This window comes from Paracoccus sp. (in: a-proteobacteria), from assembly GCF_039808215.1.
GTDB lineage: Bacteria > Pseudomonadota > Alphaproteobacteria > Rhodobacterales > Rhodobacteraceae > Paracoccus.
The window spans coordinates 1-14,029 of sequence record NZ_JBDHSP010000076.1 but is presented as its reverse complement, the minus strand read 5'-3'; the positions used below and the strand labels follow the sequence as shown (position 1 = coordinate 14,029).

Here is a 14,029-nt window from a genome sequence, read left to right as displayed (position 1 = left end):
GCGGCAGCCACCATCGTCTGCACGAGGAACTCACCGAGGCCGGCGGTTATCTGCGCGACGCCGGCTTCCGCCGCGAAGATCGCGTAACGGAGGTGCGCCGATGGCTCCAGGATTCCGTCCCCGCCGTCCTGCCCGATACGACCTTCGCAGCGCTGCGCACCCGCTTCGACAAGCAGCGCGACTCCGTGTTGGGGGCGGTCGATGCGCGCTCCAAGGACCGCCTGCGCTTCCTGTCCAATTCGATCGAGACCCGTAAGGAACGGGAGAGCGACGACATCCGGCAGGTGCTCGACGATCTCGACAAGGCCCTACGGGCCGAACTCGTCGCCGACCGCGAGCCGCAACAGCTTTCACTCTTTTCCGAGGACGAGCGCACCCAACTTCGGCGCGATCACGCCGCCCTCGAAGCACGGCTCGCCCGTATTCCGCTGGAACGGGAACAAGAGGTGTGCGCCATCGAGAACAGATATTCCAATGTGCGGGACCACACCTTTCCCGTCGCGGTCATCCTGCTCGTGCCCGAGTCCTTGACGAAGGGACAGCCACGATGAGCACCAACCACGACTGGCTCAACCTCATCGAAGTGTCGGGACCGTTCCTTGCGGTGCCCGTGCTGCGCGAGGTGCTGCCCCAGGGATTGGAAGCCCTGACCTCCGGTCGCCCGCAACGGCTGCGCGCCGCCTATGACGAATGGCGTGATGCCGTCGATGCGAACGATGCCGATCTGACGGCGGTCCATTCGGCGTGGATCGACGAGGTTCTCCGAAATGCCCTGGAGGTGGACGATCAGGTCTTGCGCCGGGCGGCGACTTTGCCGGAGCGGCTGAAGGTGTCGTTGCCCGAGCACGGCGTCACGATCGCGCCCGACCTTGCGATCGTCAATCCGACGCAGAGCGACGCCCCGCTCCTGCTCGTCCAGCTCTACGATCCCGACACCGATCTCGACGCCACCCGGAATTACGACGGGCTGGCCACGACTCCGGGCGACCGCATGGTGGCGCTGCTTCGCGCCGTTGGGTGCCCGGTCGGCCTCGTGACCAATGGCGAACGCTGGATGCTCGTTCATGCGCCCGCCGGAGCCGTCGCGGGCTTCGCCAGTTGGTATGCCCGCCTCTGGGGCCAGGAGTCCGAGACGCTTCGCGCCTTCGTCAGCCTGCTCGGGGTTCGCCGCTTCTTCGGCCCGGATGCCGAAAGGCTGCCGGCGCTGTTCGAGCGGTCGCTGAAGCATCAGGACGACGTGACCGACGCGCTCGGCGAACAAGTCCGTCGCGCGGTGGAAGTGCTGGTCCAATCCCTCGACCGCGCTGACCAGGATCGCAACCGGGATCTGCTGCACGACGTCGATCCGAAGGAACTCTACGAGGCCGGCCTCACGGTCATGATGCGACTCGTCTTCCTGCTGGCGGCGGAAGAGCGCGGCCTGCTCCTGCTCGGCGATCCCCGCTACGACGCCTTCTATGCGCTCTCCAACCTGCGTATGCAGTTGCGCGCCGACACCGAAGAGATACTCGAACGTCGCCGCTCGGCATGGTCGCGGCTGCTCGCGCTGTTCCGTGGCGTCTATGGCGGCATCGACCATCCGCTGCTGCGGCTGCCGGCGATGGGCGGCTCGCTCTTCGACCCGGATCGCTACCCCTTCCTCGAAGGCCGCAAGAAGGGCACGAACTGGCGGAGCGATCCCGCCGAGCCCCTGCCGATCGACGATCGGACGGTCCTGCTGCTGCTGGAGGCAATCCAGACCTTCGAGGGGCGCACACTGTCCTACCGCGCGCTCGACGTGGAACAGATCGGTCACGTCTATGAGGGTCTCCTCGAACGCACCGTTCAGCGCGTCGATGACGTGACGCTCGAACTCGAAGGAGCGGCCAAGGCCAAGAACGCCCGCGTGGCGCTCGGCGAGATCGAGTCCGCGCGCCTCGACGGCGCCGCCAGGATCGTCGATCTCCTGAAGGAACGGAGCGAGCGTTCCGAGCCCGCCATTCGCAACGCCATCAGCCGGGAGCCGGACGAGCGCGTGGCGGCACGATTGCTCACCGTCTGCCGTGGTGATGTGGCCCTGCGCGACCGCATCCTGCCCTTTTCCGAACTCTTGCGGACGGACCCGTGGGGATACCCTCTGGTCCATCACGCCGGCGCTTTCGTCGTCGTCCTCGGCGCCGACCGGCGCGAGAGCGGGACGCACTACACGCCCAAAAGCCTGACCGAGAAGATCGTCGAAGAGACGCTGACCCCGATCGTCTATCGCGGCCCCGCCGAAGGCGCGGCACGCGAGGATTGGAAACTCAAGAGCGCCGAAGAACTCCTCGACTTCAAGGTCTGCGATCCGGCGATGGGATCGGGCGCGTTCCTCGTGCAGGCTTGCCGCTGGCTCGCCGACCGCCTGGTCGAAGGCTGGTCCGACATGGAAGCTGCGGGCAGTCAGATCGACGATGAAGGTCGCATCCGCGCGGCCGAGGACACGACCGGGTTCGAGCCGCTATCACGCGATACGGAAGAACGCGCCATCCTTGCGCGCCGCCTGATCGCCGAGCGCTGCCTCTACGGCGTCGACAAGAACCCGCTCGCGGTCGAACTCGCCAAGTTGTCGCTCTGGCTGACGACGCTCGCCAAGGGGCGGCCTTTCGGCTTTCTCGATCACAATCTGCGCAGCGGCGATAGCCTGCTAGGCATCCATGATCTCGGCCAGCTCATCGAGTTGGACATGAAGCCGAAGGGCAAGGCGCAGCTTCGCCTTTTTGGCCGGACGATCCGGTCGGCGGTGGATAAGGCGCTTGCGCTCCGTAGCCAGCTTCGCTCGATCCCCATCCGCGACATCGGCGACGTCGAGGCGATGGCAGCGCTCGACGCTCAATCGCGTAGCGAACTCGCTCTGCCGGAGCTGATCGCCGACGCGCTCGTTGGTATCATCCTCTCCGAGGACCGCGCGGGTGAACGCGTGGTGCGAACTACGGCACTGGCGACCATTGCGGACGATGTCGCAAGTGGCGCTATTGATGCGCAGCCCCGCTTGTTGAAGCAGGCAAAGGCGGACCTTGCGCATGATGCCCCCGACGGGATGGTACGGTGCCCCTTCCATTGGCCGCTTGAATTTCCAGAAGTATTTACGCGATCAGCTCCGGGATTTGATGCAATTGTTGGCAACCCACCCTTCTTGGGCGGCAAGAAGATCAGTTCAACATTCGGAGACTATTATAACAATACCCTTAAGGTCATTTTCCATCCCGCTAAAGGCGCAGCAGACATATGCACGTATTTTTTCCGACTCGCGCTTTTGATTTCAAATGATATTGGCTTATTTGGTTTTCTGGCCACGAATACAATTTCTCAGGCCGACACAAGAGAGGTCGGCCTAGATTATATTCTTAGTTCTGGCGCAAAAATCAAACATACAAACCCAAATATGAAATGGCCCGGCTCTGCCAGCCTGCATGTTTCTATAGTTGTGCTTGCAAAGGGCTGGAATGGCCTATGCACCATTGATGATAAGATTTCCCCATTCGTCACATCATTTCTCACCGGGGATATAGGTGTTCTGGAAAAGCCGCACAAACTGTTGAGAAACTTTCCCAATGCGTCCGGCGGAACTGGAGTTCTCGGAATTGGTTTCGTGGTTGATCGCCAGCAGGCAGAGGAATGGCGGTCCATTGACGGAAAATACAACGACGTTCTCCGGCCATATATCAATGGTAAGGATCTAAATTCTCGAAAAAACGACAACCTTGATCGTTATGTCATCGATTTCAACAGCCTGACAGAGGGGGAGGCCGAACAATACCCGCTCGCCATGCAGCGGATACGCGAGCTGGTTAAGCCTCAAAGGGACAAGCTCACAAGGCAGATTCACGAAGAATGTTATTGGAAGCACTGGGACAAGAGAGAAGCTCTTTACGACCAAATATCCAAAATAACTCGTGTCCTGGCATGTTCGTTTGTTTCGTCACATCTGATTTTCGATTTCCTTCCAACTGGATGGATTTACTCGAAAGAACTGGCGGTCATACCGAGCGACGATTCGGCGGATTTTGGCGCGCTGCAAAGCACTATCCACGAGGTGTGGGCTCGACAGTATTCCAGCACCATGGAAACACGGCTGCGATATTCTATTAGCGACGCCCTGCGTACATTTCCAATGCCGACCAACGAAATCGAAAAACTCCGCTCTGCCTCAGATAATTATCTATCACTCAGAAAAGAAATTCAGCGACAGCGCGATCTCAATCTTACAAAGATTTACAATGCGATTCACGATCGCTCTGACGTTGAATCTCATATAACCGCCCTGCGAGAGGGGCGCATCGCTCTGGATAACTCGCTTCTCGCCGCCTACGGATGGACTGACGTTCAACTAAATCATGACTTCCAACAAGCATCTTATATTTCCGAATCGAATGTCATTCGATTCACAATATCTGATGAAGCAAGATTGGAAATTATGCGCCGCCTAGCGGTGCTGAATTCTAATCTTCATGACGAAGAAGTAGCATTGGGATTGTTCAAAGCATCGAAAAGAGAAGCATCTCAAAAGCCCCGTTCAAGTGATCGGGAGGCTGGCCTCTTCGACGACGAGGCAACTGAAATGGAGACCGTCGATGAATGACACCACCGACGCGGCGGTTGATCTCAACGTGCTCTCACGTCTCAAAGAGAGGGCCTGCCGATGACGAAACCCACGACCGATCAGGCACAGGCCAGCCCAACAAAACGGTTCTTCGTGTCGATGCTGACGCGCGACATCAATCTCGCCGACGCAATCCTCGACCTTCTCGACAATTGCCTTGATGGCGCGCTCCGGCTCGCGAACGGTAGCAACGTCGACTACTCGAAGCATTTCGTGAAAATCGAACTCGCCGCCGATCACTTCTCGATCGAAGACAATTGCGGCGGCATCCCGCGCGAGGTCGCCAAAAACTACGCCTTCAAGATGGGCCGCGAGCCCGACGACGATCGCGATTCCGAATCCGAGACCATCGGAATGTATGGCGTGGGGATGAAGCGCGCGATCTTCAAGATGGGGCGCGAGGCCCTCGTGCGAACCCGCTATGGCGACGACACGTTCGAGGTGCCGATCACGTCGGCCTGGCTCGAAGCCAAGGGATGGGATCCGCTGCCCATAAACGAGCCCAGCGAAGCCAGCGAGATGCTCGCCGAGCCCGGCACGGTGATTCGTGTCCATGAATTGTATGAGGGCGTCTCCCGTCACTTCGCCAACGAGTCGTTCGAGAACGAGGTCCGCACCGCGATCTCCGAACATTTCACGATGTTCCTCCAATGGGGGCTGAAGGTCGATCTCAATGGCAAACCCGTGGAGCCCGTTTTCGTCGAGGTTCTGGTGTCCGAACGCGCTGATGGACCAGCGCCGTTCGTTTTCCAGAAGACCATTGATGACGTCTTGGTGTCGATCACAGTCGGGCTGAACACTGGACGCAGTCTCGCCAACGACGATGACGACGACTTGGATTTCGAGCGCGATCGCTCATCAGCCACGGCGGGTTGGACGGTCCTTTGCAACGATCGTGCGGTGATCGTCGGCGACAAGAGCCGCCTTACCGGCTGGGGCGACGGCATTCCTCTGTATCATCCACAGTTCGCCATCATCACCGGCATCATCGAGTTCCGTTCCAAGCGCGCCGACAAGCTGCCGGTCACAACGACGAAGCGCGCGCTCGATACCTCATCTAGCGTCTGGCTCGAAGCGCTGGTGAAAATGAAGGAGGGTATGCGGGTCTGGATTTCGTACACCAACCAGTGGAAGAACCATCCCCGAACCGACCAGACGAACTTCTGGGAAGATGCAAAGCCTCTGTCCTTGAGCAAGGCAATCGCGTCGGTAGCGGCACGCAGCGCCATCAAGAAGAGCGATAGCCAAATCGAGTTCAATCCGCAAAAAGCAAAGGTTCTGCCCGAACCGCCAGGCAGAAGCCCGTCGTCGCGAAAGGTCGTGTTCTCGCGACCAATCGAGGAAATCCGGCTCGTCTCGAAGATGCTGTTCGACATCGACGACGAGAAGCCGGGGATCGTGGGCGAAAAATGCTTCGAGCTGACGCTCGCCAAGGCCAAGAAGCAGGACGGCTGAGACATGAGCGCCGGTTCCTCGCTCCCCTACCGGCTGAGGCCCAACAAGGCCGTCGACCGGGAATTGTTCATCTCGCTGCTGATGCGGCTGGCTCCGGCGTTGTCGCTGGAGAAATACCACTACGTCGGCCTGGGCGGCCCGTTTCTCGAAGACTTCAGAATGGTCCATGCCCGGCTCGGTCTCGCGCGGATGACCTGCGTGGAGACCGAGGAGCAAGTCCACAAGCGCCAGATCTTCAATCGCCCGGTCGCGTCGATCGAATGCGTCCACAAGACCCTCGAAGATTATCTCGACGGGATCGACTTCGATGTGCCCGCAATTGTGTGGTTCGACTATACCGAGCCGAGGGGCATCACCACTCAGATCGAACGCTTCGCGCGGACGATCGGCACCGTTCCGCTCGGGAGCGTGCTTCGGGTGACGCTCAACGCGAATCCCGAGTCTCTCGGGAAGCCAGAAGCCAATGAAGTCTCCGTCGAGATTGACGGTGCAGCTTCTGATGATCGCAAGGATAAGCCGACCGTGCAGGAATGGCGACTTGCCCGTTTCAAGGAGCGAGTTGGACAGCTCTTCCCGAGCGGGCTGTCCGCTGATGGCATGACACAGAAACGCTTCGGTTTTAGTGTGCTCCGTGTTCTCAAACTGGCGGTAGAAAAAGAAGCGCTCAATTTCCGTGATCGCCGGATCGTATGGGCGCTATCCACGCACTATAAAGACGGTCAAGCAATGGTGACAGTCGCACTCGTGGTCTGCGCCATTCATAACGCTGCCGTCGAACCACTCGTGAAGGGGTGGGAGTTCTACTCGACGCCGGATGCGCCGCATCGTCTCGACCTGCCCGCGCTTTCAACGCTGGAGCGTTTGACGATGGAGTCGAACGACGATGTGAAGGCGAAAATGGCCTTCGATCTTCCCAAGTCCGATATGGGCGAAGACCCCATCACAGTCTTCAAGAAATTCTACCGTATCTATCCACACTTCTCTCGCGTCGAGCTGTAGAGATTCATCTGAGGGCGACGCATGACCTTGATTGCTGATCCAGACCGGCAAAGTTGGCTTGCCAAAGAACCGACTTGGCTCGGCCCGTGCATGGCTCGATTGAACGGCGAGCGTTCGGCCTATTCGGCGGTCGATGAAGGGCACTGGATCGTCGCAGCCGAAGCCGATGGCACACTGACACGGGCCGGGCGGATTTTGCGCGTCCGTGGCGACCTCGACAGCACGACGATCTATTTCGATCATGTGCATACGTTCCGCGCGTCGGGCACGGTGTTCGGCCTCGGCCTGACGCTGCCGACCGGCCCGATCGCGCGCCTTCGGCCGGAAGACCTGACGGGCATTTTCGCGCTCGACGGCATTTCGATCGGCGATGTTTCGCTCATCCAGAACGTCGCCTATGTGCGCGATCTTCTCGAAATAGCCGTCCGCGACGATCTTCTCGGACCTGCCGGCGGGCCGCACGAACTCATCAAGGACATGAGTGTCCGCGACCGCTATCTGGTCGGCAAGCTCGCCCCGCGACGGCCGAGCGACACAGATGCCGTCGCCGTCGAGCCGGCGGCCGGCGCGGATGAAATACGCGACATCGAAGACGAGCGGGCAGCGCCCATCCATGAACCCGGTGCCGAGTTCGCAAGCGTTTCCGGTCGCGTGGAGCCGGAGGACGATGCCCTCGACGAAATCGACACCACGAACAATCAGTCGCTCGTGCCGTCGAGCATGGGGCTCACCTTCTGCGTCGCGCCGGGCGTGGAGGCGCTGGCCGCCGATGTCCGGTGGGGACGCTATGAGCGCGTCCCGAGCGACGAGCACGATGTCGTCAAGACCCGCCGGAACCGGGCAACCGGCCGAGAAGAAGAAACCAAGGTCAGGGTGTGGCGGCGAATCCCATGCGGCGGGGTGGTTCCCCTCCCGCTGAAGGACGGGCCGATACGGCCGGCGACGCCGGATCGCGACCAGCCCGAGGTACGGCTTCAAGGGACGATCCGAACGAACGCCCAAGGCGAACGCCTCGTTACCCTTTTCCTCGTAAACGGCCAACTGGAGCCCGACGACAACAAGGACCGCGCCTGGCTGTTCCAGCCGGAAATCGCGGTGGCCGCGCTGGAAGGTGCCGCCGATCCGTCGATCTTCAGGCGGCGTCCCTCCAACGAAATCGTCGTCGATGACCCGGAACGCGATCGCCTCGCCCTGATCTATCGCAACCGGCTGGAGTTTGCCGTAGGCCACGGCGTCTCCGTCCATGCCGATACGTCGCCGAACGATTCCGCGAAGGCTTCGCATCTCTGCACGGAGATCATCCCACGCTACGAGGTCGCCGTTACCGAAACGCCCGGCCTCGACCCGGACGACCGTCCGGCCATGCGCCGGATGGTCGATGAGGGATGGCTCGACATGGGCCGCCTCGCGGAGATGGAGCCGCAGCAACTGCATGAGGCCCTGTCGTGCCTGGTCGACGACTATGCCGTCTGGATCGACGAGCAGAGAGTGCGGCTAACAGCCGAGATCACGGGCTTCGATGGTCCTGGGCAGGACGTGATCGCTCGCTGCGAAGAAACCCTGCGTCGCCTGCGCGAGGGAATGGATACGCTCTTTTCCGACGGCGCGGCGCTATCGGCGTTCCGCTTCGCCAACAAGTCGATGGCGCTCCAGCGTGTGCGGAGTCTCTATGCGCTCAAACGCAGGCGCGGCGAAGCGGCCGACGTCGCGCAGCTCGACATTCCAAGGAATCGGTCCTGGCGCCCGTTCCAGTTGGCCTTCCTCCTGCTGTCGGTGCCGTCCCTCGCCGATCCGGCGCATCCCGATCGGACGAAGCCTGCGGAAGCCTTCGCCGATCTCCTCTGGTTCCCGACCGGCGGCGGCAAGACCGAAGCGTATCTGGGCGTGGCCGCCTTCGCCATGGCGATGCGCCGCTTGAAGGATGACCTCGGCGGCCTTGATGCCTCCCGTGGCTTGGCCGTCATTATGCGATACACGCTGCGGCTGCTGACCCTGCAACAGTTCCAGCGCGCCGCGGCCCTCTTATGCGCGATGGAGGTGATCCGCTTCGCCGACGAGAAGCTCTGGGGCAAGGAGCCATTCTCGCTGGGCCTATGGGTCGGCAATCGGGTGACGCCGGGCCGAACCGACGACGCCCACCAGGCGATTGAGGCGCTGCGCAACGGCGACCGTAATAGGTCCGGGATCGCTTCGCCGGCGCAATTGACGAGCTGCCCTTGGTGCGGTTCCGAAATCTCTGCGGGACGCGACATTGAGGTCGATCGGATAGCCGGGCGAACCCTCATTCATTGCGGTGACAAACTCGGCGCCTGCGAATTTTCTCGGGCCGGCTCCAGCAGTCGCCCGCATCGTGGCTTGCCCGTGAAAGTGGTCGACGAGGAAATCTACCATCGTCCGCCGACCATGATGATCGCCACCGTCGACAAGTTCGCCATGATGGCCTGGCGGCCGGAGGTGCGAACCCTCTTTGGCCGTGTCGATGAAGAGTGCGAACGGCACGGCTTGCTCTGGCCGGGACACGACTGCGGCACCGGGCATCGCGCGCGCGGTACTCATCCCGCCGCCAGGGTGAAGCCGGTGCGCGCCGCCATCCGGCCTCCCGATCTCATCATCCAGGACGAATTTCACCTCATCAGCGGGCCGCTCGGCACCATGGTCGGCCTCTACGAGACCGCCGTCGACGAGCTGAGTTCCTGGCTTCTCGGCGACACGAAGGTCCGACCGAAGGTGGTCGCTTCCACCGCTACGGTTCGACGAGCCGAAGATCAGGTGCGCAACGTGTTCATGCGGCGGATCTCGGTCTTTCCACCCACCGGCCTCGACGTGGAAGACAATTTCTTTTCAGTTCAACGTCCCATCGGAGAGAAGCCCGGACGCCGCTACATGGGCATCTGCGCGCCCGGCAGTTCCCGGCCCGCCGTTCTGATCCGAACCTACACGGCCTTCCTTACCGCCGCACAAGCCCTCTTCGATCGCTTCGGCCCGGTCGCTGATCCTTACATGACGCTCGTCGGATATTTCAATTCGCTGCGCGAATTGGGCGGAATGAAGCGTCTCGCCGAGGACGACGTGCAGACGCGGTCCTTCCGCGTGAACATGAGCTTGGTCGATCGTCCGGGGCTGTCGCAACGTCGCGTCGATGACGTTCGGGAACTCACCTCTCGCGTCTCCAGCCACGACATCCCGCGCTATCTCGATCAGCTCGAAATACCGTTCAATGGAACGCTAGATCCCAACACGGGCGAATGGGTAGAGAACCGGGCTCCGGGCGATCCGCGTCCGATCGACGTCGTTCTGGCCACCAATATGCTGTCGGTAGGCGTGGACGTGAACCGCCTCGGTGTGATGGTCGTCAATGGCCAGCCGAAAGGAACGGCGGAGTATATCCAGGCGACCAGCCGCGTCGGGCGCTCGCCACCGGGCCTTGTAGCAACGGTGCTCACCTGGGCACGCCCGCGCGATCTCTCCCACTACGAGACGTTCGAGCACTACCACGCGACCTTCTATCAGCACGTCGAGGCCCAATCCGTCACGCCATTCTCCCCGCGGGCGCTGGATCGCGGCCTCACTGGTGCAATGCTGTCGATCATGCGGAACAGCTACGATCCTTTCGCTCCGAATACTGGGGCGGGCGCGATGAACAGCCCGAGCCGACCGGAGATAACGACGACGATCGGCGTCGTGTCCGAACGAACTTGGGAGGTCACGGAGGACTCGGCGAAGAAGGCGCTGACCGAACAGGAGCTGAAGCACCGCGCCGACGATTGGGCGAAAGAGGCCGGCGTCGGAGGTCGCACACTCGTCTATCAGAGATACGGGGCCGGCTCGACGGCATATCCCCTTCTGGAAACTCCGGGCGTGAAGCCTTGGACGGATTGGACCGTCCCAATGTCGATGCGGGAGGTCGAGCCCGGTGTGAGGCTGGTGATGGAGGACTCGCGCTCGACGAACGATCCAACCTGGCGAGCCCGTGTCGCAACGGCTGATGGGGGTGACGCATGAGCAAGACGCCCGTTGGAGAAATCCGTCCGAGCCAGCTTCTATGGACTTACGGCCCCGGCGCTCTGATCGACCTGCCCAATCTCTCGGTCGTCACCATGGGGATCGACCGTTGGGAAAAGGATCGATGCCAGCCCATTCAAGAGGCCCGGCTGCTGGCGAACGTCCGAAGCGTTCTCGGTCCCCAAGTGGAATCGCTGCGTATGCCGCCGCTCGGCGACCGCGATGTCGTCGATCCGTTCTCGCCCGCCGCGCTGATCGGCGTTCCCGTGAAGCCTTTTCCCCGATGGCTGCGCTGCGTGAAATGCGGCCTGCTGTCGCCGTTCGACGCCGGCTTGTTCAAGCTGAAAGAAAACCGCTACCGGCCAGAGTTGACGCGCTTCGTCCATGAGGGGTGTCGCGGATCGAACAACGATCAGAAAGCCCGTGACGCCGATGCCGTGCCGGCTCGTTTCCTGATGGCCTGCCGTGCAGGGCACCTTGACGATTTCTCGTGGCATTGGTTCGTCCACGGCGGCCCATCCGACTGCCGTGGAACGCTGCGGTTCTTCGAGAGCGGCGCATCGCTGCAAACCGAGAATCTCTGGGTCAAATGCGATGCGTGCGGCGCATCGAAGAACATGGCCCAAGCCTTCGGCCAGGCCGGTAGAGACAACCTGCCCGCATGTCGCGGACGGCATCCCCACATAGATCGTTTCGATGATGACTGCCCCGAAGATCCGCGGGCGATCCTGCTCGGGGCGACCAACGGCTGGTTCCCGGTCACGTTGTCGGTCCTCGCCATACCTCAAACGGGCAGTCCCCTGGTGCAGCTCGTCGGCGACGGCTGGACCTTCTTCGAGGACGTGTCCTCGGCGGATGAGGTCGGGTTCGTGGTCAGGACGCTGAAGAAAACGGCTCAGCTCCCCGGCATTGAGCAGTTCACCAGCGAGCAGATTTGGGCCGCCATCGAAGCCCACCGGAACGGCGGCGCGGACGCCGGTCCGAGCGACCTCAAGGAGCCGGAGTGGCAGGTTCTGACGGCCGATGATCCGCCGACCGACTACCCGCACTTCATGAGCAAGAAGGTCGGGATTCCGAAAGGCTTCGAAGCCGCGATCACGCGCGTCCTGCTATTGGAGCGACTGCGCGAGGTGAATGCCTTGGTCGGTTTCACCCGCGTCGAGTCCCCGGACGAAGGATCGGGTGACGATGCGGCGCCTCGCGCTCCGTTGGGGCGTTCGGCTCCCGATTGGGTGCCGGCGACGCAAGTTCATGGCGAAGGTATCTTCATCCGCTTCGACACCGAAGCTCTGAAAGCCTGGGCCGATGAGGATGCGGTCAAAGAGGTCGATGCGCGCTTGCGCGTGGGCCATCGCGGATGGCGCCAAAAGCGGAATCTCGATCCGCGAGAGGGCTATCCCGGATCGCGCTACGTCATGCTCCATACCTTGGCGCACATGCTGGTCAGGGAGTTGGCCCTCGAATGTGGCTACAATGCCGCCAGTATCCGGGAACGGATATACGCGGAAGTGGATGGAGCGAAGGACCAAGCTGGCTTCCTAATCTACACGGCAGCCGCCGATTCCGATGGAACGCTCGGGGGACTGGTCGAATTGGGCAAGCCCGAAAATCTGGGAAGGTTGCTCCGCCAGGCGCTGGATCGAGCACATGTCTGCGCCTCCGATCCCCTATGCTCGGAACACGATCCCAGTAAGGATCAATCGCTGCATGGAGCGGCTTGCCATGCTTGCTCCTTCGTATCGGAAACCTCGTGCGAACGGGGAAATCGGCATTTGGACCGTGCGTTAGTGGTTCCGACGCTCGAAAATCCAAACGCGGCGTTCTTCCGGGGGAGCTGATGGAGGCGCTCCTGGATGCCGTCACCGAACTCGTAGCCTTGCTGCCGCCCTCGAAGATTGAAGCGATAGCGTCGCGGCTACGCGACGGTCTGCTACCGGGGCGAGACCAAGACCTTCAGCAAGTCGTCGGCACGCCGGCGGCTCGGGCGGCTTTGGCCTCCCTTACCGGCGCGTGGCAGACGACGAAGTCATCAGGAGAACTAGTTGCCGGGATGCTGATGGGCGCAGCCTATGCTCGTGAACGCACGCAACGGGACTGCGCCGTCGAATTGGTCTGGACCGGGCCAACGACGCCATTCGTTGCGCCGCGCCGTACCGAACAGGTGCTTCTGGATGTCATCCAGAAGGCCACGAAAGAACTCTTCATCGTTAGCTTCGTTGCCTATGACATCCCCTCGGTCATAGCTGCGATTAACGCGGCGGCCCATCAAGGACTCGAGGTGAGAATTCTCGTCGAAGCTTCCCTGACCCAGGGCGGCAGCCTGCTCGTCGATCCAGTAGCGACGATGAGAAACGCCGTTCCATCAGCCAAATTGTACACCTGGAAGGATCGCCCACACCCTTTCAGCAACGGCCGGGTTCACGCGAAGGTCGCCGTTGCCGACGATGCCATAGCCTTCCTGACGAGTGCGAATCTGACCGGCCATGCGCTCGAAAAGAATATGGAAGCGGGCGTCCTTGTCGTTGGTGGCCATATCCCGCCTCGCTTGCGTGACCATCTGCACGCTTTAATCGAAACCAAGGTCATCCACCCAGCCTGAATCGCCGCGAAGCGTGGCAGCTTGCCACAAATGGCGGGCGTGCCGGTCGGCGCTCCCGACACGCCCGCCGTCTCGTTCATGAGAGGCAAATAACCCCTCATGCGGCTGGACCATATGACGGCCAGCCTGGTGGGCTTCCTGCGGGTTCGCCGCCATTCCCACCGCCATGCTTGATCCGCCCCAAAGTGCGGCTTCTCCCATGGTCCCCGCGCTTATCGGGTCCGGGTCCCCATTCTCAGTTCAGGGTGTCGGCGGTTCTGCCGCCGGGCCTAGCGTGTCGGTAATCCTCCCCATGGTTAAGGGGATGCGAAGGTAGAATTTTCTCGGCAAGATGGACGAGGAGATTCCGATGAAGA

The 14,029-nt window shown here is 61.4% G+C and carries 7 protein-coding genes; all 7 read left to right on the top strand.

Annotated elements, in window-relative coordinates; all coding sequences use genetic code 11:
* Positions 1-551 (top strand): hypothetical protein (locus tag WMK75_RS16225; RefSeq protein WP_347268655.1); only part of this gene is annotated, 551 nt, incomplete at its 5' end.
* Entirely contained in the window at positions 548-4,597 is a 4,050-nt protein-coding gene (locus WMK75_RS16220) for a DNA methyltransferase (RefSeq protein WP_347268654.1), read from the top strand. The genes WMK75_RS16225 and WMK75_RS16220, both read left to right, overlap by 4 nt.
* Positions 4,598-4,657: 60 nt before the next feature.
* On the top strand, positions 4,658-6,073 hold the full coding sequence (locus WMK75_RS16215) for an ATP-binding protein (protein WP_347268653.1): 1,416 nt from the start codon (positions 4,658-4,660) through the stop codon (positions 6,071-6,073).
* Between the two features lie 3 nt (positions 6,074-6,076).
* The gene (locus WMK75_RS16210; RefSeq protein ID WP_347268652.1) at positions 6,077-7,072 is read left to right on the top strand and encodes an O-methyltransferase; all 996 of its coding nucleotides are present in this window, start codon (positions 6,077-6,079) and stop codon (positions 7,070-7,072) included.
* Positions 7,073-7,093: 21 nt separating this feature from the next.
* Positions 7,094-11,074 carry a DISARM system helicase DrmA gene (drmA, locus tag WMK75_RS16205; protein ID WP_347268651.1) on the top strand — a complete coding sequence of 1,327 codons (3,981 nt, stop codon included), beginning with the start codon at positions 7,094-7,096 and terminating at the stop codon, positions 11,072-11,074.
* Positions 11,071-12,912: a DUF1998 domain-containing protein gene (locus WMK75_RS16200; RefSeq protein ID WP_347268650.1), complete on the top strand. Its 1,842-nt coding sequence runs from the start codon at positions 11,071-11,073 to the stop codon at positions 12,910-12,912. The genes drmA and WMK75_RS16200 overlap by 4 nt, the downstream gene beginning before the upstream one ends.
* Positions 12,912-13,673, top strand: coding sequence for a DISARM system phospholipase D-like protein DrmC (gene drmC, locus WMK75_RS16195; RefSeq protein ID WP_347268649.1), 762 nt, complete (start codon positions 12,912-12,914; stop codon positions 13,671-13,673). Before WMK75_RS16200 ends, drmC begins: the two co-directional genes overlap by 1 nt.
* Positions 13,674-14,029 lie beyond the last annotated feature (356 nt).

Excerpts from the sequence above, each read along its gene's own strand:
- WMK75_RS16220 (WP_347268654.1), top strand. The coding sequence starts at position 548 with ATGAGCACCAACCACGACTGGCTCAACCTCATCGAAGTGTCGGGACCG.
- WMK75_RS16215 (WP_347268653.1), top strand. The coding sequence starts at position 4,658 with ATGACGAAACCCACGACCGATCAGGCACAGGCCAGCCCAACAAAACGG.
- WMK75_RS16210 (WP_347268652.1), top strand. The coding sequence starts at position 6,077 with ATGAGCGCCGGTTCCTCGCTCCCCTACCGGCTGAGGCCCAACAAGGCC.
- drmA (WP_347268651.1), top strand. The coding sequence starts at position 7,094 with ATGACCTTGATTGCTGATCCAGACCGGCAAAGTTGGCTTGCCAAAGAA.
- WMK75_RS16200 (WP_347268650.1), top strand. The coding sequence starts at position 11,071 with ATGAGCAAGACGCCCGTTGGAGAAATCCGTCCGAGCCAGCTTCTATGG.
- drmC (WP_347268649.1), top strand. The coding sequence starts at position 12,912 with ATGGAGGCGCTCCTGGATGCCGTCACCGAACTCGTAGCCTTGCTGCCG.